At 57.4% G+C, this 21,694-nt stretch carries 23 protein-coding genes; 20 read left to right on the top strand and 3 right to left on the bottom strand.

Annotation, left to right across the window (positions count from 1 at the left end):
* Positions 1-21 precede the first annotated feature (21 nt).
* The 17 genes from AUC60_RS03745 (at position 22) to AUC60_RS03665 (ending at position 14,089) form a co-directional block, all read left to right on the top strand.
* Positions 22-612, top strand: a complete 591-nt coding sequence (locus AUC60_RS03745; protein WP_087264746.1) for a phage tail terminator protein — start codon at positions 22-24, stop codon at positions 610-612.
* Positions 609-800, top strand: a complete 192-nt coding sequence (locus tag AUC60_RS03740) for a DUF2635 domain-containing protein (RefSeq protein ID WP_087264745.1) — start codon at positions 609-611, stop codon at positions 798-800. The genes AUC60_RS03745 and AUC60_RS03740 overlap by 4 nt, the downstream gene beginning before the upstream one ends.
* Positions 797-2,293: a phage tail sheath C-terminal domain-containing protein gene (locus tag AUC60_RS03735; RefSeq protein WP_087264744.1), complete on the top strand. Its 1,497-nt coding sequence runs from the start codon at positions 797-799 to the stop codon at positions 2,291-2,293. The genes AUC60_RS03740 and AUC60_RS03735 overlap by 4 nt, the downstream gene beginning before the upstream one ends.
* 61 nt (positions 2,294-2,354) lie before the next feature.
* Complete coding sequence (locus AUC60_RS03730; protein WP_087264743.1) at positions 2,355-2,702, top strand: phage tail tube protein; 348 nt, start codon at positions 2,355-2,357, stop codon at positions 2,700-2,702.
* Entirely contained in the window at positions 2,702-3,001 is a 300-nt protein-coding gene (locus tag AUC60_RS03725) for a phage tail assembly protein (protein ID WP_087264742.1), read from the top strand. The genes AUC60_RS03730 and AUC60_RS03725 overlap by 1 nt, the downstream gene beginning before the upstream one ends.
* 129 nt (positions 3,002-3,130) lie before the next feature.
* The gene (locus AUC60_RS03720; protein ID WP_158099095.1) at positions 3,131-5,284 is read left to right on the top strand and encodes a phage tail tape measure protein; all 2,154 of its coding nucleotides are present in this window, start codon (positions 3,131-3,133) and stop codon (positions 5,282-5,284) included.
* 24 nt (positions 5,285-5,308) lie between these two features.
* Positions 5,309-6,550, top strand: coding sequence for a DNA circularization protein (locus AUC60_RS03715; protein ID WP_087264740.1), 1,242 nt, complete (start codon positions 5,309-5,311; stop codon positions 6,548-6,550).
* 3 nt (positions 6,551-6,553) lie between these two features.
* Positions 6,554-7,588: a phage baseplate assembly protein gene (locus tag AUC60_RS03710; RefSeq protein WP_087264739.1), complete on the top strand. Its 1,035-nt coding sequence runs from the start codon at positions 6,554-6,556 to the stop codon at positions 7,586-7,588.
* Between the two features lie 52 nt (positions 7,589-7,640).
* Complete coding sequence (locus AUC60_RS03705; RefSeq protein WP_087264738.1) at positions 7,641-8,177, top strand: phage baseplate assembly protein V; 537 nt, start codon at positions 7,641-7,643, stop codon at positions 8,175-8,177.
* An 8-nt stretch (positions 8,178-8,185) separates the two neighbouring features.
* Positions 8,186-8,581: a phage GP46 family protein gene (locus AUC60_RS03700; protein WP_372489467.1), complete on the top strand. Its 396-nt coding sequence runs from the start codon at positions 8,186-8,188 to the stop codon at positions 8,579-8,581.
* Positions 8,571-9,614 (top strand): baseplate J/gp47 family protein, encoded by a 1,044-nt coding sequence (locus AUC60_RS03695; RefSeq protein ID WP_087264736.1) that lies wholly within the window; start codon positions 8,571-8,573, stop codon positions 9,612-9,614. Before AUC60_RS03700 ends, AUC60_RS03695 begins: the two co-directional genes overlap by 11 nt.
* Entirely contained in the window at positions 9,605-10,210 is a 606-nt protein-coding gene (locus tag AUC60_RS03690) for a YmfQ family protein (protein ID WP_087264735.1), read from the top strand. Before AUC60_RS03695 ends, AUC60_RS03690 begins: the two co-directional genes overlap by 10 nt.
* Positions 10,210-11,370, top strand: a complete 1,161-nt coding sequence (locus AUC60_RS28000; RefSeq protein WP_087264734.1) for a tail fiber protein — start codon at positions 10,210-10,212, stop codon at positions 11,368-11,370. Before AUC60_RS03690 ends, AUC60_RS28000 begins: the two co-directional genes overlap by 1 nt.
* 119 nt (positions 11,371-11,489) lie before the next feature.
* A complete protein-coding gene (locus tag AUC60_RS03680; RefSeq protein ID WP_144443223.1) occupies positions 11,490-12,581 on the top strand; it encodes a hypothetical protein in 1,092 nt (363 codons plus the stop codon).
* The gene (locus AUC60_RS28275) at positions 12,578-12,949 is read left to right on the top strand and encodes a tail fiber assembly protein (RefSeq protein WP_087264732.1); all 372 of its coding nucleotides are present in this window, start codon (positions 12,578-12,580) and stop codon (positions 12,947-12,949) included. Before AUC60_RS03680 ends, AUC60_RS28275 begins: the two co-directional genes overlap by 4 nt.
* A 211-nt stretch (positions 12,950-13,160) precedes the next feature.
* The gene (locus AUC60_RS03670; RefSeq protein WP_087264731.1) at positions 13,161-13,598 is read left to right on the top strand and encodes a cell wall hydrolase; all 438 of its coding nucleotides are present in this window, start codon (positions 13,161-13,163) and stop codon (positions 13,596-13,598) included.
* A complete protein-coding gene (locus AUC60_RS03665) occupies positions 13,595-14,089 on the top strand; it encodes a lysis system i-spanin subunit Rz (RefSeq protein ID WP_087264730.1) in 495 nt (164 codons plus the stop codon). The genes AUC60_RS03670 and AUC60_RS03665 overlap by 4 nt, the downstream gene beginning before the upstream one ends.
* Before the next feature lie 154 nt (positions 14,090-14,243).
* On the opposite strand, the gene AUC60_RS03660 is transcribed toward AUC60_RS03665, so the two are convergent.
* Both AUC60_RS03660 and AUC60_RS03655 read right to left on the bottom strand, forming a co-directional pair.
* Positions 14,244-15,065 (bottom strand): alpha/beta fold hydrolase, encoded by an 822-nt coding sequence (locus AUC60_RS03660; RefSeq protein WP_167384310.1) that lies wholly within the window; start codon positions 15,063-15,065, stop codon positions 14,244-14,246.
* 600 nt (positions 15,066-15,665) lie between these two features.
* Entirely contained in the window at positions 15,666-16,556 is an 891-nt protein-coding gene (locus tag AUC60_RS03655) for a LysR family transcriptional regulator (protein ID WP_027901660.1), read from the bottom strand.
* A gap of 168 nt (positions 16,557-16,724) precedes the next feature.
* On the opposite strand from AUC60_RS03655, the gene AUC60_RS03650 reads away from it, so the two are divergent.
* From AUC60_RS03650 to AUC60_RS03640, 3 genes are all read left to right on the top strand, one after another.
* The gene (locus AUC60_RS03650) at positions 16,725-17,810 is read left to right on the top strand and encodes a 4-oxalomesaconate tautomerase (protein WP_087264728.1); all 1,086 of its coding nucleotides are present in this window, start codon (positions 16,725-16,727) and stop codon (positions 17,808-17,810) included.
* A 123-nt stretch (positions 17,811-17,933) separates the two neighbouring features.
* Positions 17,934-19,238: a CitMHS family transporter gene (locus AUC60_RS03645; protein WP_087264727.1), complete on the top strand. Its 1,305-nt coding sequence runs from the start codon at positions 17,934-17,936 to the stop codon at positions 19,236-19,238.
* Positions 19,239-19,532: 294 nt separating this feature from the next.
* Positions 19,533-20,801, top strand: coding sequence for an OprD family porin (locus AUC60_RS03640; protein ID WP_087264726.1), 1,269 nt, complete (start codon positions 19,533-19,535; stop codon positions 20,799-20,801).
* Positions 20,802-20,867: 66 nt separating this feature from the next.
* Here the strand turns inward: AUC60_RS03640 and AUC60_RS03635 are convergent, their stop codons facing one another.
* On the bottom strand, positions 20,868-21,659 hold the full coding sequence (locus AUC60_RS03635; protein WP_087264725.1) for a substrate-binding domain-containing protein: 792 nt from the start codon (positions 21,657-21,659) through the stop codon (positions 20,868-20,870).
* Positions 21,660-21,694: the final 35 nt, after the last annotated feature.

Below are 21,694 nucleotides of genomic sequence, written 5' to 3'. Positions count from 1 at the left end.
TTCTGAAACTGGAGTTCTGAGATGAACGTAACAACTTTGATCACACAGATAAGCGAGCGCTGTTCCGGTTTTCAGGGCCGGGTCGCCGGTGGTCTGCAATGGGACAGCGCCCGCACCGATGACCAGCTTGCGATGCCTGCTGCCTATGTCCTGACGGCGGGCGATACCGCTCAGGAGTCCACCACCAACGTGGTCCGGCACATCGTTCGTGAGCAATACCTGATCAACGTGGCGCTGGCTAACCGTGACCAATACGGCCAGGCCGCGACTCAGGATCTGCACAGCATTCGGGTTCAGCTATGGGCTGCTCTGGTGGGTTTTCAGCCTGAAGCTGAGGACGATCCTTTGCAGTACAGCGGCAGCTCGATGTTGCTGATTGACGATAACCGGGTTGTGTACCAATTCCGGTTTTTCACTGAGTTCATGCTGGGTCGCAGTGATCCGGCAGGGCCTCCCGAAACGTGGCAGGAGCAGGTCAACGATGGCCTGCCACTGCTTGAGGGAGTTGATATGGACATCGACTTCATTGACCCCATGGTCGACCGAAATCTGACTGATCGCGGCCCGGATGGCCGTATCGAATTTAAAACCCGTGAGGATATACCCCAGTGAAACGAGTGCATGTGAAACCTGCCGAAGGCCGGGCTGTTCCGGATCCGGCCCGGGGCGGCGAACTGCTGTCCGCCGAGGGCTACGAAGTACCGCTGACTGCCTTTTGGCAGCGACGGATCAATGATGCAGACGTAATCGTGGGTACGGCTCCAAGCCTGCCCAAAGCCAAAGGGAGTGCAGCCAAATGACTGTAGGTTTCAGCCAGATTCCATCCGATCTTCGTGTGCCACTGTTTTACGCCGAGCTTGATAACTCGATGGCCAACAGCGGCGCGTCCAGTCTGCGTCGCCTGATCATTGGTCAGGTCAACGATGATGCAACCAGTGAAGACATCGGCCGCCTGGTGCTGATTTCGCGCAGCACCGAAGCGCGCTCCATCGGCGGCGCCGGTTCGATGTTGTGGGCCATGCATGCAGCGCATCGCAAGATCGACGTTGCGGGCGAGGTCTGGTGCCTGCCACTCAAGATCGAGTCCGGCACCAATGCCCAAGGCAAGGTCACGTTGACCGGTACCGCCACGGCGGCCGGTCTGCTCAACCTGTATGTGGGCGGCGTGCGCGTACGTGCCATCGTGCCTGAACTGGCGACTGCTGCCGAAGCAGCCACTGCGTTGCTGAGCGCTATCAATACGGCCACCGATCTGCCGGTGACCGCTACCGCCGAAGCGGGCGTTGTGACGCTGGTCAGCAAGTTCAAAGGTGAGTTGGGCAACGATATCCAGTTGAGCTTCAACCGACTGGGTGCCGCCAATGGTGAACAACTGCCAGCGGGTCTGGACGTTGTTGTGGCCGCGATGGCCGGTGGTGTGGGCACACCGGAAATGGCCGCCGCGCTGGCCGCGCTGGGCGATGAACCGTTCGAGTTCATCAGCCAGCCATGGACCGACGCGGCAACACTGGATTACTGGAAATCCACCATGGATTTCACCTCGGGCCGCTGGTCCTGGGCGAAGCAGATCTACGGTCGGGTCTACAGTGCCAAGCGCGGTACGTTGGGTGCCCTGGTCGCTGCGGGCAAACTGCGTAATGACCCTTCGGTATCCATCGGCGCAATGGAAAAAAGCATTCCGCAGCCGGTATGGGAAGTGGCCGCGCAGTTCAGCGCACGTACTGCGGTGTTCATCAGCGCTGACCCTGCATGCCCGACCCAGTCGGGTGAGTTGGGGGCTATTGAACCAGCGGAGGTCAGCGACCGTTTCATGCTGGATGAATACCAGTCGTTGCTGGGTAGCGGCATCGCTACGTTCGAATATTCGGGCAGCGCGATGCGTATCCAGCGGGCGATCACGACGTATCAGCGTAACGCGTACAACCAGCCGGATGACTCGTATCTGGACAGCGAGCCGCTGCACCAGTCGGCTTATGTACTGCGTTTCCTGCGCACCCGTATCACCAGCAAATACGGTCGTCACAAACTGGCGAACGACGGCACCAAATTCGGTCCCGGTCAGCGCATGGTGACCCCGAAGGTGATTCGCGGTGAGGTGATCGCTGCTTATGGTGAGCTGGTGCGTCTGGGGATTGTCGAGAACATCGACGCCTTCAAGGACAACCTGATCGTCGAGCGCGATGCGACCAATCCGAATCGCCTGAACGTGCTGTATCCACCGGATCTGGTCAATCAACTGCGCGTGTTCGCGCTGCTGTATCAGTTCCGTCTGCAGTATTCCGACGCGGCCTGAGCCGCTTAATCAAACGTCATTTCAAGCCCGCCCTGTGCGGGCTTTTTTAGTGGAGATTCACATGGGTCAGAAAGTTGCGGGTACTTGCTACATCAAGGTCGACGGCGAACAGCTGGTTATCACGGGCGCGGTAGAGGTACCGATGTCCCGGGTCAAGCGCGAAACCGTCGTGGTCGGCTACTTCAAGGAAAATGAAGTCACGCCGTTCATCAAGGTCGACGCGATTCGTACCGTCGATTTCCCTCGGGCAAAAATCGAGACCGGCACCAACATGACGGTCACCGCCGAGTTCAACGACGGCACCACTTACGTGCTCAGCGGCGCCTACGCGGTGGATGACATGACCAGCACAAGTGAGGACGGCAAGGTCAGCCTCAAATTCGAAGGCATCTCGGGGGACTGGCAGTGATGAGCAAAGAGACCTTTACCCTGGCCGTCGCCATCAAGGCACACGGTCAGGAACTCACCGAACTGCACCTGCGTCGCCCGACGGCTGAAGAATGTCGGGCGATCAAGGTGCTGCCTTACACGCTTTCCGATTCGTCGATGCCGGTGGCGGATATCGAAGCTGCCTGCAAATACATCGCGGTGTGTGCAGCCATTCCGGCGGGGTCAGTCAACCAGCTGGACCTGGCGGATCTGAACAGCCTGGTGTGGAAAATCATCGGTTTTTTCCTGCAGAGCGCTTCGGTGGCGTCGCCGACCTGATCGGCGTGGTGTACGACCTCGCTTACTTCTGGAGGTCGGACCCTGAGGTGCTCATGGGAAGACCTTTGGATGTAATTCTGGAAAGCGAGTGGCATGCCTTTCGAATACTCGAAGAGCAACGAGGGAATAATGGCTAATAAACTTCAAGTCGCGATGGTGATTACTGGTATTGACCGGTTGTCGCTCCAGCTCAAAGGCGCGCAGAAAGAAGCATCGACCCTGAGTAAATCCTTGAGCGCCTTGGGCAACATCCCCTTCATGGACACTTTGACAGGCAAGGAAGGGCTGATGAAGCCCTTCGTTGATGGCGCCAAAGCTGCTATTGCCTTTGAAAGCTCTATGGCCAAGGTCAGGCGGGTGGTTGATTTTCAGACGCCTGAGCAGTTCAAGACGATGAGCAGGGACGTTCTGGATCTGTCGGAAAACCTGCCGGTGTCCGCTGCGGGCATCGCGCAAGTGTTTGCGTTGGGCGGGAAGTCGGGCATTGCCCGAGAGGAATTGAAAGCGTTCGCCGAAGACGCTTTGAAGATGGGCATTGCGTTCGATCAGACCGGGGAACAGTCCGGTGCAATGATGGCGTCATGGCGCACCGGCTTCAAACTTAACCAGACTGAAGCCATGGCCCTTGCCGACCAGATCGCTCAGTTGGGCCGGGCCGGGGGCGTGGACGCAGGGAAAGTCGCCCGGATCGTCACCGCCGCAGATTCGTCCGGATTGAGTTCGGGGCAGGCCGCTGCAATGGGCGCTGTATTCGTCAAGGGCGGCGCCTCCGAAGAAGCGGCCGCCAGCAGTATGCGCAATTTTGCCCAAACGCTGAACGCAGGCACTCTCGCAACCGAGGGCCAAAAGCAAGCTTTCAAGGCGTTGGGGCTGGACGCGCAAGCGGTGTCTGAAGGCATGTCTGCAGATGCCGAAGGTACGATCAGCAATGTGCTGACCAAGCTGAATGCGTTGGAAAAAGGCAAGCAGGGCGCGATGCTGTCGCAGTTGTTCGGTGATCAATCTGCTGCTCCGCTATTGGCTGATCTCGACACGCTGTACCGTAACTTCCAGTTGGTTGGCAACAGTCAGCAGTATGCAGGCTCGGTACAGGACGCTTATGCGGCCACTGCGCAGACAACCGCCAGTCGGCTGCAGGTGATGGATAACCAGACGACCCGCTTGGGGATCGCCATTGGCACGGCTTTGTTGCCGCCGGTTAACGATTTCCTCGGCACAATCGGGCCGTTGATCAGCAAGGTCTCGGCGTTTACCGAGGCCAATCCCGGGCTGGTCAGAAGCATCGCCGGTGCGGCGGCGGGGTTTACGTTCCTGCGTTTGGCGGTGGTCGCGGCGACGGTCGCCAGTGCTGTTATGAGCACTGTTATAGGTAACAATCCCGTGGGGCTCATCATTCGTGGTATTGCTCTGGCAGCCGGCTTGTTGATTGCCAACTGGTCGTCGGTTGCAGCGTTTTTCAAGACGGTCTGGACAACGATTCAGGCGGCAGGGATGTTGGCATGGGAGGGGATTAAAACCATCTTCTCCTGGTCGCCGTTGGGCGCAATCATTGAAAACTGGGAGCCTTTGAAAGGGTATTTCAGTGCGCTTTGGGATGCGGTCAAAGCGATAACGTCCCCGTTCATGAGTTTTCTCAGTGGCATTTTTGACTGGCCACCCGTAGCCAAAGTTATCGAAGTCTGGGGGGCTGTTACCGAGACGCTCGGAGCGATCTGGAGCGGGGTGACGGACCTTGCATCAACGTTTACTGACTCTCTGGCAGGTGTTTTTGACTGGTCTCCGTTGGAGCTGATCAAGAAACACTGGGAACCGGTAGCCACCTGGTTTCATGAGCTTTGGGGAGAAGTGAAAACCATCGTTGAACCCATGATGGCGTTGTTTGGCGGCGGACTGATCAAAGGTGCCACCGATGAGTTGAGCCAGTTTGCCGCGGATCAGCGCAAGTCAAACGCAGGCGTCGGCGGCGGCACTGGCCAGTTCCTGAAAGCTGATGCCGCCCAGCTTGTCCGCGACGAACAAGCACAGCGCAACCTCACTCAAGGCGGTGCATCAGCCGACTCGTTGCTGCGAACACCTGAGCAAGCCGGTGCACCCGGCAGCCTGATCATGGCCGGGTCGCTCAACCAGCAGGCGGCGGCGAACAACCGCATGAACCTGCAAGGCGCGTTGACGGTGCAGTTCCAGAATGCGCCGCCGGGCACGACCGTCGGTGAGGCGCAAACCAATCAGCCGGGTTTCTCGATATCGCCACGAGTGGGCGTACGTAGTCTCTCGCAACAGTAGCCTTTCGAAATAAAGGACAGCGACATGAGCAAGACTTGGCGGGATGACCTGCAGTCGGCCTCGTTCCGTGGTGTCGGCTTTTGGGTCGACAGTGACAACACGGTAGTGGGGCGGCGTACGCAGTTGCATGAATATCCCCAGCGTGATCGGCCTTTGGTTGAAGACATGGGGCGCAAAACCCGGGCGATAACCTTCGAGGCTTTTGTCATCGGAGACGATTGCTTTGTGCAGCGCGACAACCTGTTGCATGCACTCGATCAACCCGGCTCGGGGGAGTTGATTCACCCCTGGTTCGGGCGCATGACCGTGACCGCGACTGAGGGTTGTCAGGTCAAACAGGCGCGGGCGGAAGGCGGCATCGCGAGATTCTCTCTTTCGTTCGTGGAAGCCGGTGAAAAAGGCTACCCCGTGGGTGTGGCCAATACGGCCAGGCTGCTCGAAATGGAAAACCAGAGCTTTCTGGATTCGGCACTGGCCCGATACAAGAGCGCGATGTCACTGATCAACAAAGCGCGGATCAGCATGACGGCCCTGCAAAACGGCGTCGCCGGGGTGCAGTTGGCGATTCAGCGTGAGTTCAGTCAGTTGACCGGATTTGTCAGTTCGGCGGCTTCGCTGGCGGACACCTTGGCTAACTTTCCCGAAAATCTGTCAACGATGCTGGGCGCACAATTCTCCAGCATGACCGGCGAGTTTGACCGCTTCAAAACTTCGCAGCGCCAGGCCATGACCAAGGTGGAAACTGCACTGGGACTGGCGAATCCGGCAACCGCTTCAGGAGGCGCGGCGACGGTCGCGACCGTGACCGCGACGCGTGAACTGGTGCGCGATGTGGTGCTGGCTGATGCCATCCGTCTGGCTTCGGCAATGCCAGTGGTCGCGGCACCTGCGGCATTGCCGGGGGTGCCCGGTCTTGAGCAGCAGGTCGCAACGCCGGTGACGCGGCCAGAAGTCCCGGTGGCGTCTGACGTGACGCAGTTGCGTGACGCCCTGAACGATGTGCTTTGGCAAGCAGCATTGGTGGCCGATTACGAACACTTCGAGCGTATTGAAGCGGTTCGCAAACGCATGAGGGAACACCTGACCGCCGTTGCGCGTTCAGGGGTAAACCTCGTTGACATGACGCCCAAAGAATCGGTGCCCGCTGTGGTGCTGGCTTTCCGGCTGTTTGCAGACGCCACTCGCGGCGATGAAATCGTCGCGCGTAACGGCATTTCTCATCCAGGCTTTTTGCCGGCGGCGACCCTTCAAGTCGCTCAGGAGTAACCCATGGACGCGCAAAACGTCGTCACGCTCAGCGTCGACGGTACGGATTACCGTGGCTGGAAAACAGTCAGTATCACTGCCGGTATTGAGCAGCAGGCGCGCACTTTCACATTGGGTGTGTCCTGGCGCTGGCCGGGCAAGGATATTGAAGTTCCGGTCAAGCAGGGCGCTCGCTGCGAAATTCGTATCGGCGCTGATTTGGTACTCACCGGTCATGTGTATTCGACGCCAGTCAGCTACGACGCCAACAGCGTTACCCGCTCGATTGCCGGGCGCTCGCTGACGGCGGATCTGGTGGATTGCGCGGCGACCGGTTCGGCCAGTCAATGGAAAAAACAGAGCGTGCAGTTCATCGTGCAAGCGCTCGCTACGCCTTACAGCGTAAAGGTGCTCAGTGAGGTCGCCAAAACACTCCCGGTAAAGGAACACGTCATTACGCCGGGCGAAACCGCGTTCGAATCCATCGACAAATTACTCACGCTTTCCCGGCTTTTCTCCTCCGATGATGGGGCAGGTAATTTGGTCATTGTCGCGCCCGGCAGCGGTGGGCGTGCGGTGGACCGGCTGCAATTGGGCGACAACATTCTGACCGGTTCCGCGCAACTGGATTATTCCGGGGTGTTCTCTCAATACCGTGTAACTGGCCAGCGTAAGCGTGAAGACAAAGAACCCGCCAGTGCAGCCGCGCAGGTCGAAGCCTTTGCCAATGACGACACACCACCGCGCAAACGGCTGAAGCACATTCATGAGCAGAATCAGCTGACCCAGGAGCTCGCCCAATCTCGTGCCGACTGGGAGCGGGCCAGCCGCAAGGGCAAGGCGCTGACCCGCACCTACAAGATTCAGGGCTGGCGGCAATCGAACGGCGATCTCTGGCGGGAAAACATGATCGTGCGCATCGTCGACCCTTTGATCGGTGAGGATCAGGACATGCTGATCAGCCAGATCCAGTACAGCCTCGGGGAAAGCGGCACCACCGCAGAACTCACAGTCGCGCCCATCGAAGCGTTTCTACCTGAGCCCAAAAAGCTTGAGTAACGCCACGTAAACCATCGCTCACCCACTTTATTACCTACTGGAAGCCTTCGATATGAGAGAGCTGCTGAACACGCTCGTCCGCGGAGTCGTCAATCTGGTCAACCCCGCCGGGGCAATTCAGTCCCTGCAGATGACTTTGACCGCCGACGAAGTGAAGGACGGTCTCGAGCACTTTGAACCGTACGGCTACACCTCCAACCCGCATCCGGGCGCTGAGGGCCTGACCGCTTTCATCGGCGGCGACCGGTCACACGGCGTGGTGATCTGTATTTCAGACCGCCGCTTTCGTTTGACCGGTCTGAAGAGCGGCGAAGTGGCGCTGCACACCGATGAGGGAGATTTCATCCACTTCAAACGCAATCGTGTCATCGAGTTGCAGACCTTGACCTTGCAGATCAGCGCCACGGACTCCGTGGCGTTACAAACCAAAAACTTCAGCGTCAAGGCGAGCGGCGGGGTGACCTTCGACACGCCATTGATCAACACCACCGGGCGCATCGAGTCCTCTGGCGATCAGGTCGCGGCGGGAGTCAGCCTGGTGACACACGTGCATGAAGGCTCCGACAAAAAACCAGTGCCGGGAGGCTAGCCATGAGCGTGATCAATGAAGAAACCACAGAGCTGGCCTGGCGCCGCGCGGCAATCATCAGCCTGCTGACATGGCGGCGGGCCGGGGTCGACGACAAGCTCGATGACCCGGAGCGCTATGGCTGGTGGGGCGACAGTTTTCCTTCGGTCACCGACGACCAGATTGGCTCGCGCCTTTACCTGCTGCGTCGCCGCACGCTCACCGCGCAGACCGAGCGCGATGCCCGGGATTACGCCCGTGAAGCGCTGCAATGGATGCTCGATGACGGCCGGGTTTCGGCCGTCCTGATCGACATCACACGCGGTGCCGAGCGGCTCGACATGCGGGTGAGGCTGGCCTTGCCTGGCGGCGCCACGGTGGAAATTTATCTCGATAATTTATGGCTGGTGATCAATGCCGTTTAAAACTCCTTCTCTACCTGAGCTGATCAGTCGTGCCCGCAGCGATCTGGCAGGTTCGAGCGCGCTGCTGCGTTCCGACGCCGAGGTGCTGGCGCGCATCAATGGTGCCGCCTCTTATGGTCGCTACGGGCATCAACACTACATCGCCGCGCAGATCCTGCCTGACACCGCCGATGAGGAAAACCTGCTGCGCATGGCACTCTTGCGGCTGAGGCGCGGTTATCTGCCCGCAGTGAGTTCAGCCGGTACCGCCAGCTTCACCGGAGTCGTAGGGGCGGTGCTGGATGCCGGGACATTGCTGCAACGTGAAGGTGACGGCGCGCTTTTCAAAGTGACGTTGTCGGTCACGCTTACGGCGCTGAGCGGTTCGGTCAAACTGGAAGCTGTGGTGCCAGGCATTCTGGGTAACACCCCTACGTCGATGCGCTTGACCACTGTGTCGCCGGTCGCCGGTGTCGCCGATACCTTCGTGGTGCTTGAGCCCGGTCTGACCGGTGGCACCGAGCAGGAAAGCCTTGAGGCACTGCGGGCCAAAGTCATGCGCTCGTATGCGGTAGTGCCCCATGGCGGTAATCAGAGTGACTACGTGACCTGGGCGCTGGAAGTGCCCGGCGTGACGCGGGCATGGGTACGCAGGCACTGGATGGGGCCTGGCACGGTTGGCTTGTTCGTGGTGCGCGACGGCGACATCGATCCGATTCCCAATGCCGAGCAGTTGCAGCGCGTTTCCGAGTACATCGAGTCCATGCGCCCGGTGACTGCAGAAGTGCGAGTGTTGGCGCCGGTCGAGTTGCCGATCCAGTACGAAATCAAACTGACGCCCGACAGCGGGGCGATTCGCGCTGCGGTGGAAGACGCCTTGATTGACCTGCACAGCCGCGAGGCCGACCTGGGCGTTGTCATGCTCGGCAGCCATATCGCGGAAGCGATCAGCGGCGCCGCTGGCGAAAAGGATCACACCCTGTTCGCGCCACTCGGCAACGTGCAGCCGGGCGCCAATGAGCTACCCACCTTTGGAGGCATCTTATGGCGATAAGAACAGCTGCTGCGTATTACGCGCAGCTCAAGGCGCTGCTACCGCAAGGGCCTGCGTGGGATGCAGAACGGGTGCCGGAAATTCATCAGTTGCTCGAAGCCGGTTCCCTGGAGCTGGCCCGCGAAGACCTGCGCTTGTTTGATCTGCTGGGCGAAAGCGATCCAAACCGGGTACGCGAACTGGTCCCGGACTGGGAGCAGGTCATGGGCCTTCCCGATCCGTGCCTTGGCCTGAACCCAAGCTTTGAAGACCGGCAACTGGCCGTCCGCCGTCGCCTGACAGAAGTCGGCGGACAGACCCCTGCGTTCTTCGTGCAACTGGCGATTTCGGTGGGGTATCCGCAAGCGACCGTCACCGAATACCGCACACCACGCTTTGGTAATGCGCGCTTCGGCAAAGCACGTTTCGGCACCTGGTCAGCGCAGTACATGTGGACCCTGAACACCGGCCCACGCCTGCGACTAGGCCGTCGCTTCGCGGTAACCCACTGGGGCAACCGTTTCGGGGTGAACTCCAGTAGCGCGTTCGAATGCGTCATCCGCCGGGCAGTCCCTGCGCATGCACATGAGTTTATAAATTACGGGGTAAATGAATAATGGATTTTCCGAAAAGCGTGCCCAACGTCGGGCTGGTAGATGGCCGATTTGTCGACGAAAGCAACGTTACCGGTCAGGTCGGATCGTTGATCACGGCGGACTGGGGTAATGCAATGACGTCGGAGATTATCAACGTTATTGAGGCGGCGGAGTTGGTGCCTGAGGAGGGTAATGACGCGCAGTTACTGGACGCCCTTAACAGAATCGTCACCCGCACCATTCCGGACGCAATGCCGACAGCAACTGAGATGGACTCAGGCGCCGTCAAGCTTGCCAGTGTAGAAGAGGCTCAGACAGGGACCAACAAACAAAAGGCCGTCACCCCGTTTGGGGTGCATCAAGCCATCGATAAAAAGGCGCTGACGGCTGCGACCGTACGTAAAGCCTCCGCCTCTAAAACCTTGCTGGCTTCAGATTTGGGGTTGGTAATTATTGATGCTGCTGTAGCGACTGTGAGTTTGACACTACCTGCTTCAACCCCCGCGCTGGGAGTTCGGGATGTCATCCTGCGCCGAGCGGACAACACGGATAATCGGCTCAGTGTTGTTGCGAGTGGTGATGACAAAATCAAGCTGCACACCCATCTCAACGCTGCCGGTTATCCATTTTTGGTGTTGATGGGGGCAGGGGACTGGTGGCATCTGCGCAGTGATGGTGCAGGTAGCTGGTGGCCAGTGGGGCGTAGTGACTCCACTCCATTGGGCAGGATTGTATTCGACAGCACTATGGCGCTCCCTCCCGGTGGCTACGCAACAGTTTCCGGGGCAGTGCTGGTTCGCTCAGATTGGCCGTGGCTATGGGACCACGCGCAGCAATCCGGAATGATGGCAACTGAATCCACTCGTGTAGGTATGGAGGGGGGATGGACTGATGGTGATGGCGTCAACACTTTCCGGATACCTGAGGCGCGCGGGGAGTTTATTCGAGTCCTGGATGAGGCTCGTGCAGCCGATGTTTCCCGTGTGGCTGGTTCCTTTCAGGCTGCTAGTGAGGTACTGACTGGTAGTGGAGAGGGGCGGTCCGCCGATGTCAGAAACTATGACAAGCGCACTGCTGTTTCAAGCGGTCGTCTGACGGGCTCTGAAACTTCCTCGGCGCATCACTGGGATGCTATTCGGCCCCGAAACATTGCTTATCCTGGTCGCATTAAATTGATCTGAGTATTCCAACTGCAGGCAGCTATTTGATTGGCGTCGTAACACCTTATTAGCCTTTTTATAGCTCCGCTTATTAGCGGTATACGGATCGCGCTTTTGCACAACCTATCAGAGTAGAAATAATGGATTTTCCAAAAAGTATGCCAGACATTGGGCTGGTTAACGGTCAGTTTGTGGATGAAGATATAACGACTGGCCAAGCAGGTACTTATATCCCCAGTTCTTGGGGTAATGCGGTAACTCAGGAAATTATCAATGTTATCGAGTCTGCGGAACTTGAGCCGAGGGAGGGGCAAAATAATCAGCTAGCGCTGGCTATTGAGCAATTGATTACGGATAACCTGGCAGGTGCTGCGACTGAAGAAAAGTCGGGTGTCGCAAAGATTGCAACGCAGACGCAAGTTGATACCGGAACAGACGATTCAACCATAGTCACCCCAAAAAAACTGGCAGAGAAAGCGAGCGTCGGCATCAAGGGCAGTTTCTCGAATCTTCGAATATCTACGACGGGAGTGAGTGCGGTCATTACTATCACTGCTGATCGTTTGGTGGTGGAGGGGCCTCATCTAACGATGCGTACTTTGAGCGATATTTCACTGTCATGCAATTTTACGGCTGCGGGCTTAAACGGCTTGGATACAGGCGTGTCGGCTGGATCAACATGGTATTTCGTTCACGTTATCCACAATCCTGTGACGCATGCTATCGCCTCTCTTTTGTCGCTTAGCAAATCGGCTCCGGTACTTCCAGCTGACTTCACCCATGCGGCTCGTGTAGGAGCCATTCGAACTGATGCAACCTCGAACAAATACCCTCTTTCAGTTAGTCAGTTCGGTAACAAGGTTCGTTACGAGTTAGTCGCAGGCTCTAACATCGTTGCGTATCCAACGGTCGCCTCTGGTACGGCTAACGCAGCAGTAATTGCGTCTTTGAATAGTTTTGTTCCCGAGACTGCGGCCCGCGCATCTTTAGTGGCTGGTACAACCAGTGGATATGTAGGTTTCGCGCCTGTTGGGGCGGCACTAGCGACGCCAGGTAATGGATATCTGAGCCCCGCACAAGTAAATGGCTTCCCGTATGTAGGCGGATATAACCAATCATCACCTGTGCCTACTGCCACTGGAGACATCAACCTTAAAACAATGAGCGTGATGTATTGCTCATCTTCTTCTGTCGGAATATTGCAATGTATGGGCTGGGAGGACAATCTATGAGTGGCTATGCGGTTAGAAAAGATGGGCTTGGTTTTCGTGCCGTAGACGGGCCTGAATTTAATGTAGGTAATGAGTCTAAAGTTTTCCCTGATGTTGAGACGGAAATTTACTCGGAGACTCTTCCCTCGTTGGCGCAATTATCTGAAGATGTGATGTTGAGTCAGGCGCAGGCGAAAGTCAGCGAGTTGCTAGGTGTGGCGGCGTTACGAATTGCTCCTCTTCAGGACGCAGTGGACTTGGGTTTGGCAACAGACAGCGAAGTCGAAAGTTTGAACGTGTGGAAGTTGTACCGCGTTAACGTTCTGAGGGTAGTTGATTTAGCGGGATATCCTCAGTCTATCGAATGGCCGGTACTGCCGGATATCTAATCCTTGGCGCGAACCTTGTCAGTATCCCTTGTTTTAATTAGGTGCTTTTAAATCGTTATTTACCTATTGAACAATACCTCTCGTACCTTCGTTTTAGTCTTGTCTTGTGTCGCATTATTGTAAGGGAAGCCATTAGTTAGCGAATGGCTTCTCCCAATATATAGCCTCACCTATAAACGGCGAGGGTGTAATTTTTCGCCCGGAGAAAACCATGGCAACAACAGAAACAGACCGCGATACCCTCGCCCGCACACTCTGGGGCGAGGCTCGTGGTGAAGGATTGGTGGGGATGATTGCCGTTGGCTGGACCATCCGTAACCGGGTGGAAATGGATTTGCACAACGACGGCAAACCGGACTGGTGGGGGGAGGGCTATGTGGGGGTATGCCGGGCGCCGTATCAGTTCAGTTGCTGGAATCGTAATGATCCGAACTACCCCTTTCTGAGCGGCAGCAAGCCCATTCCAGCCGCTCAATTCGCGCTGGCTTCGCTAGCTGCTTCGGCAGTCATCGCGGGCGAGCAATCTGATCCTACTGGCGGCGCAACTCATTACTACGCCACGACTATGCCCAAGGCTCCGGCCTGGGCATCGATGGCCAGGCGGACATTCAAGCTCGGCCGTCACATTTTCTTCAAGGATGTGCCATGAGCGCGTTCTTCAAATGGATACCTCTATGGGGCTGGATAGTCCTGGCGCTGCTGATCGCCAGTACTTATCTGGCTGTGCGGCTGGAAAACGTAACAACCGACCGCGACACCGTTGCGCTTGAGCGCGATGCTGAGCGAGAGAAGATCCGCCAGCTCACCGCCGCCAACGAATCACGCAAGAAGACCCAGAAGCTGCTGCTCGATCTGGACACCCGCCATACTCAGGAACAGGCCCGCGCCGATGAAAAAAATGCTGCCATGCTCACTGCTGTCGCTACTGGCGCTCGGCGGGTGTACGTCAACGCCAGTTGCCCCGCAGTGCGAACCGCCGCCCCCTCCACCGGCCAGTCTGATGAAGAAAGTCGAGCCCAACTTGACCCGGCGGTTGCAGAAAGAATTCTCCATACCGGTGTCGACGGAGATGACGCCATCCGTCAATTGAGTGCATTGCAGGAGTATGTAGAGAGGGTGTGTTTGGGGCAGAGCCGATAGAAAAGTACGTAAATTGCTGTCGTGTAGCAATGATTGCCCTGTAGGAGCTCACCGAGGTTACGAGGCCAGCGATTGCGGTTTGTCTGAGACGCCGCGATCGCTGGCCCCGCACCTTCGGTGAGCACCTACAGGATTGGGTTCAATTCAGAAACCATCAACCCTTGATAAAGGCCAGCAGGTCTTCGTTGATGACCTCAGGGTGAGTGGAGCACATGCCGTGCGGATAGCCTTTGTAGACTTTCAGCGTGCCGTTTTTGACCAGCTTGATTGCTAACTCAGCCGAGTCTGCGATCGGCACGATCTGGTCATCATCGCCGTGCAGGATCAGCACCGGTACGGTGATCTTTTTCAGGTCTTCGGTGAAGTCGGTTTCCGAGAAGGCCTTGATGCAGTCGTAATGGGCTTTGGCGCCGCCCATCATGCCCTGACGCCACCAGTTGTCTTTGAGACCGTCAGAGACTTTGGCGCCGTCGCGATTGAAGCCGTAGAACGGGATCGGCACTTCCTTGTAGAACTGGGCACGATTGGCTGCCAGTGCGGCGCGGAAACCGTCAAACACGTCAATCGGCAGGCCGCCGGGGTTGTTCGCGGACTTGACCATGATCGGTGGTACTGCGCCGATCAGTACGGCCTTGGCCACGCGGCCAGCGCCGTGTTGTGCGACATAGCGAGCCACTTCGCCACCGCCTGTGGAGTGGCCGATGTGCACAGCGTCCTTGAGTTTCAGGTGAGTCACCAGCGCAGAAACGTCGGCGGCGTAGGTGTCCATGTCATTACCGGTCGCGGTCTGCGTCGAGCGGCCATGACCACGACGGTCGTGAGCGATCACACGATAGCCCTTGGACACGAAGAACAGCATCTGCGCGTCCCAGTCATCGGAACTGAGTGGCCAGCCGTGGTGGAAAACGATCGGTTGGCCGGTGCCCCAGTCTTTGTAAAAGATTTCGGTGCCGTCGCTAGTCGTGAAACTTGTCATGTCGTGATGTCCTTTTCCAGTAGGGGCTGAAGTTGCCGCTTGAGCAGCGTTGCTGCCAATGGCCATTGCCGAGAGTGAGCCAGCAGCCAGCGCAGTTGCGCCAACCTTGAGAACTTGCCTGCGTGAACTCGTCGGGGTGATCGGAGTGTTATTGCTCTCTGACATAAAACCTCCAGCTCTCGGCAGGGCACGAGAGGCTGACTCAAGACGTTAGCTCAATCCATGAGCGTGGGTTGCAGCCACCGACGATCGCGCAAGAGGCATCAGAGCCTGGACACTTGACGTGAGCAGTCGCAGCAATGTTTCACTAAAAAGTGGGATGCAAAATACACGTCGAGTTGAACCCGGAATGAACAACACCGATGTAACGAATGTGCTGTTGTCTGAGCAAAACTATACGCAGATGAGCGGGAAAGAATAACGAGGTGGGAACTGACGGATTGTCACTCAGGTGTTGACGGTCAGGCCGCTCGAGCCAGATTGAATGCACAGATCCTTTAGGGACTCACGACCAGTACGAGGCAGCGACAGCGAACCTGTCCTCGCTGGCCTTGTAAACTCGGTGGGCCCTACAGATCGCGGATTGGCTGAGCGACATCATCACTGCGGCCACTGCTCCAGCAGCATGGCGACGAATTTTTCCGCGGCCGGAGACAGCGAGGCTCCGCGCCGCGACACCAGCCCCAGCGTTCTGTCGACCACAGGATCAACCAGCGGCACGCTGACCAGGGTTGGGTGACCTTCGGCCGGCATCGCCAGGCTGGGCATGGCCGAAATGCCCAAACCTGCTTCGACCATGCCCAGCGATGTCGACAAATGCTGCACCTCATAAAACCATTTTGGACGCCAGCTCAGCCCTGCCAATGCGTGGTCAAGGATCATCCGGTTGCCGCTCAGACGTCCCACACCAATAAGGCGGTATTCGCTGAGTTCGATCCAGGACACAGACTCGCGTTTTGCCAGTTCATGGTCGCGACGGCAGGCCAGCACGAAAGGCTCTTTTACCAGCGGCACGAACTCGATATCCGGATGCTGGCCGCTCATCATGTTGATGCCGAAATCTGCTTCCCCGCGCAGTACTGCTTCCAGTCCTTCGTTGGCGCTGAGGTCCAGCAATCGAATGCGAATTTTTGGATAGCGCTCGTTGTACAGGCGAATCACCGAGGGCAAAAAGTAAAACGCCGCAGTGGGAATACAGGCGAGGGTCACTTGACCAATCTGCCGTTCTGCCAGCTCGCGAATGTTCAGAATCGAGTCTTCAAAATCGTCCAGCAGACGGCGTGCCTTGGGGAAAAAGTCTCGCCCTACGCTGGTCAGGCTCACCCTGCGAGTGGTGCGATCGAGTAGCGAGGTGCCCAGTCCCTGTTCGAGCTTCTTGATGCGCCGGGTCAATGCTGGCTGAGAAATATGCAGCACTTCAGCAGCTTCATGAAAACTGCCCAGTTCGGCGATTTTCACGAACGATCGAATATCTTGCAGCTCATATTCCACTTTTATTCTCCTGTCAGTGGTTAGTCATGGGAGATTTTAAGCGCAAGTTTATTATTTACCAAAGTGGAATAATCGCTACGATCTTTGCATTGGATAAGAAAAAACATCCGTGGGACTCTTGCTTTCAACACATCAATGACACCCATTGATCAACAAGAGTCAGCCATTATGCAACCGATTCCCTGCGTCCTGATGCGCGGCGGCACCTCCAAAGGGCCGGTCTTTCTTGCCTGCGATTTACCTGATTCGACTGCTGAGCGTGATGAACTTCTGTTGGCGCTGATGGGCTCCGGTCATGAACTGGAAATCGACGGCATCGGCGGCGGCAGTCCGCAAACCAGCAAGGTCGCGATTGTCAGCCCTTCGACCCACGAGGACGCAGACGTGGATTACCTGTTCGTGCAAGTTATGGTGTCCCAGCGTCGGGTTGATACCGCGCCCAACTGCGGCAACATGCTCTGTGCCGTTGGCCCGTTTGCGGTGGAGCAGGGGCTGGTCAAGGCGAGCGGTGACGTGACTCAGGTGCGGATTCGTAACCTCAATACCGGCACCTTCGTCTGTGCTGACGTCAACACGCCTGGAGGTCAGGTCAGCTACGAAGGCCAGACCCGTATCGATGGTGTGCCAGGCTCGGCAGCTCCCGTGCAACTGACGTTTCTAGATGCGGCGGGTAGCAAGACGGGCAAGTTGTTCCCCACCGGTCAGCAGACTGACATCCTCGATGGGGTGCCGGTGACCTGCATCGATATGGCGATGCCGATGGTCATCATCGAAGCTTCCCTGCTGGGTAAACGAGGTGACGAAACGCCTGCGGAGCTGGACGCTGACAAGGAGTTCCTGCGCAAACTCGAAGCTCTGCGTCTGCGCGCAGGCATGGCGATGGGGTTGGGCGATGTCAGCAATAAAGTAATCCCCAAACCGGTATTGGTCTCGCGGCCGGATGCAGGTGGCACGCTCAAGGTTCGTTACTTCATGCCGCATAACTGTCATAAGGCGTTGGCCATTACTGGCTCTATCGGGCTGGCGACTGCTTGCGTCAGCGACGGCACTGTTGTCGCGAAGTTGCTCGGAATTGGCGGCGAGTCTACGCGTTTGCAACAGGTCCGGATCGAACACCCCAGTGGCTCTATTCAGGTCGCGCTGGCCTACGTGGGGGACGACGGGCAAACGATTCGAGCCTCAGTGATCCGCACTGCTCGCCGGCTTTTTTCCGGTGAGGTTTATGCGCCTGTCGCGCAACAGTTGGCCAGTTAAATTTTTGTAGTAACGCCCACTCCAAACGATCGCTGTTCGAGTAGATCGGGTATCGTCCACACGGTTCTCGGCAAGCCCGGCTGCATTCGCTTGGCCAGAAAATAACAACAAGAGAATATCCATATGCTTGCCTTCCTTGGCCTCGCCATGGTCGTGGTGTTCACCTACCTGATCATGTCCAAACGTTTGTCTCCCATCGTGGCGTTGACGATCGTTCCGATAGTGTTCGCCGTCATTGGCGGCTTTGGTGGTACCACCGGCAAGATGATGCTCGATGGCCTGAAAATGGTCGCGCCGTCTGCAGCATTGTTGCTGTTCGCGATCCTGTTTTTTGGCTTGATGATCGACTCCGGGTTATTCGATCCGCTGATTCGCAAGATCCTCAAACGCGTGAATGGCGATCCGATGAAAATTGCGGTGGGCACCGCGTTGTTGTCGCTGACCGTCGCGCTTGATGGCGACGGCACCACCACTTACATGATCACCTGCGCTGCAATGCTGCCGCTGTACAAACGTATTGGCATGAACCCGATGATCCTCGGCATCGTGTCGATGCTTTCGTTGAGCATCATGAGTGGCATGACGCCGTGGGGCGGCCCGGCAACACGCGCCATTGCTGCTCTGGGGCTGGATGCCGGGGAGTACTTCATTCCGTTGCTGCCGACCATGATTGGCGGCGCGGCCTGGGTGGTGTTTACAGCCTTTCTGCTGGGGCGTGCCGAGCGTAAACGTATCGGTAATGTGAACCTGCAAAGCGGCGGCGGTAACTGCTACATCGAAGCCATTCTGGGCGATACCCCGCACAAGCGTCCCAAGCTGGCCTACGTCAATCTGGCGCTGGTTGTTGTGGTGATGATCGCGCTGGTCATGGGCCTGATGCACTCGGCGGTGCTGTTCCTGATCGGCTTTGTGCTGGCGCTGATGATCAACTATCCGCAGCTGGATATTCAGAAAGAACGCATCCTGGCGCACTCTGGCAATGCCATGACCGTAGTGCTGTTGGTATTCGCTGCCGGAGTGTTTGCCGGGATCTTCTCGGGTACCAAGATGGTCGACGCGCTGGCGCAAACTTTGGTGGCGTGGATCCCGCCAGAGTGGGGCCACTTGTTCCCGCTGGTGGTTGCACTGACCAGCATGCCGCTGACTTTTGTCCTGTCCAACGATGCTTACTATTTTGGCGTGGTGCCGATCCTTGCCAATGCCGCAGCGGCGTATGGCATCAGCCCGCTGGAGATCGCCAGGGCATCGATTCTGGGGCAGCCGGTGCACTTGATGAGCCCGTTGGTGGCTTCTACTCTGCTGCTGATGGGCATGATCGACCGCGACATCGGCGACTTCCAGAAAGCCGCCGTTAAATGGGCGGTGCTGACGTCGTTGGTGGTCACAGCCCTGGCACTGCTGACCGGTGCGCTGACGTTGTTTGTTTGATAGCAGCGCACCTGAAACCTCGCTTCACGGCGTCGCCCTCTTCGTGCAAACGCAGCTTCCGCGTTGAGCCAAATCTGTAGGAGCTCACCGAGATTACGAGGCCAGCGATGGCGGTGTGTCAGACAGTACGCCATCGCTGGCCTCGTAACCTCGGTGAGTTCCTACTGACTCTGACGTTATTCGGCGATTACCTAACACGAAGCGGTTTTTAGTCACCTGTTACTGAACCAACCACACGCTCTTAGCAGGGCGTGCGGATCACTGCATCTCCAATAACAACAATGAGTATTGAGCATGACTATGTTTTTCAAGCGTGGAGCCATCGCCGTCATGAAAGGCGCACCGCTGTTGACCCTGTTGCCGTGGGCCGGTGTAGAAGCCGCTGGTTTTATCGAAGACAGCAAGCTGAAGCTGCAACTGCGCAATGTCTACTTCAACGAGAACTTCCGCGATGAAAACGGTCTGAGCGCTCGCGCTGCCAGTACCGCCAAAAGTGAGCGTACTGAATGGGCGCAGGGTTTTCTGCTCGACTACCAGTCCGGTTTCACTCAAGGGCCATTAGGCTTTGGCGTCGACGCGCTGGGCCTGTTGGGCGTCAATCTCGATTCGGGCAGGGGACGCAGCGGCACCGGCTTGCTGCCCGTGCATGACGACGGTCGTGCGGCCGATGAGTTCGCCAGCCTCGGCGCTGCGGCCAAGGTGCGTTTGGCCAAGACTACGCTGAAGTACGGCACACTGTTGCCCAAGACACCGCTGCTCATTTACAACGACGCGCGGCTGCTGCCTCAGACGTATCAGGGCACTCAATTCACCAGCACTGACATCGACAACCTGACACTTACGGGCGGTCACCTGGATCAATTCAAACTGCGCGACTCGTCGGACAGCCGTTCAATTGTCCCCGATGGTTTCACGGGGCGAGGTTCGGACTTCTCGTACGTGGGCGGTGATTACAAACTCGGGAAAAACATCAAACTCAGCTACTTCTACGGCGAACTGGAAAACTTTTACCGGCAGCAATTTGCGTCGATCCAGCATGATTTGCCTTTGGGATCAGGCGTGCTGACCAGCGACCTGCGTTATTTCAACAGCGTCGATGCCGGAACGGGACGCGGAGGCGAAATCGATAACGACATGCTCAGCGGGCAATTGACCTATGCACTGGCGGGGCACAGTTTCGGGGGTGGTTATCAGACCCTGAGCGGTGACGCGGGCCTGCCCTATATCAGCGGCGCTACCGTGTACTCGTTCAGCAACGTCGGGATTGGCAAGTTCATCGAGGAGGATGAAAAGACCTGGATGCTCAGCTACGGCTACGACTTTGCGCGCGTTGGGCTACCGGGCCTGACATTCTCGACACGCTATCTGAGTGGCGACAACGGCAAAGCGGGCGCTGCGCAATTGAAAGAATGGGAACGCGATGCGGAGTTGGCGTATGTGCTGCAAAGCGGCACATTGAAAGGGCTCGGCGTGAAGCTGCGTAACTACGTGTACCGCTCGGACTTTGCTCGTGGTCGTGACAGTAACCGGATCTACATCACCTATGACATTGCGCTTTGGTGACCAAACCTCTAATTGAAATGTTTTTCTATAGGAGCGACCGGGGCGGCGCTCCTACAGGTTTACGGTTTATCGGGTTGTTACAGGTTTCAAACCGCTGTCTTCAATGGCTTTTGCGCCTTCCTTGGAGGCCATGTATTTCAGCAGTGCCTGAGCCTCTTTTGCATGTTCAGTCGAACGGGTAACAGCACCCGAATAAAGCGTCATCTGCTGCGCCTGGTCCGGGATCAGGCCAACAATGTCGATGCCTTCAACGGGCTTGAGTTCGCTGAGCTGCTGAAAGCCTAATTGCGCTTCCTTGCGGGCGACAACTGCACCGACTGGTTCGGCAGGAATCATTCGGGCCTTGGCTGTGAAGTCAGCGCCAAGGGTCATTTTCGGGAACAGGATGCGCGAGAGGTAAACGCCGCTGGCGCTATCGGAGTAGGCGATGGACTTGCTGTCGAGCAGCGCCTTGCGAAACGCGTCCATGGTGGAAATATCCGGCTTGGCCTCGCCCTTGCGCACGGCCATGGCGATGTAGGATTTGCCCAGATCGACGCGGCTGGCTTTATCGACCTGGTCCTGCGCGACGAGTTTGTCCAGCGCAGAGCCGACCATCAGTACCACGTCAGCCGGCTCTTTTCGATCCAGCCGGTTAGGGATGGCTTGAGGTGTCTTGCCCATGGAAGGCGACGCTTCAATGTTCAGCTTCACGCCCGTGGCTTTCTCGTAGTCCGGCGCGATTCCCTGAACGGCACCCATGATGCCGCCGGAGCTCAGAACAGTCAGCGTGGTCGGTGCGGGCACCGGCGCTGCATGGGCCGCGAGGGCTGTAAGCAAAGCGCATGAAAAGGCGAGGGGTGTGAACAAGCGTGGCATGGCAGGGGACTCGTTGAAGAAAAACACGACACTAA

Origin of the sequence: Pseudomonas caspiana (genome assembly GCF_002158995.1) — a bacterium.
Taxonomy (GTDB): Bacteria; Pseudomonadota; Gammaproteobacteria; order Pseudomonadales; family Pseudomonadaceae; genus Aquipseudomonas; species Aquipseudomonas caspiana.
The sequence above is the reverse complement of the archived record's forward strand: the minus strand, read 5'-3'. Positions and strand labels throughout refer to the sequence as shown.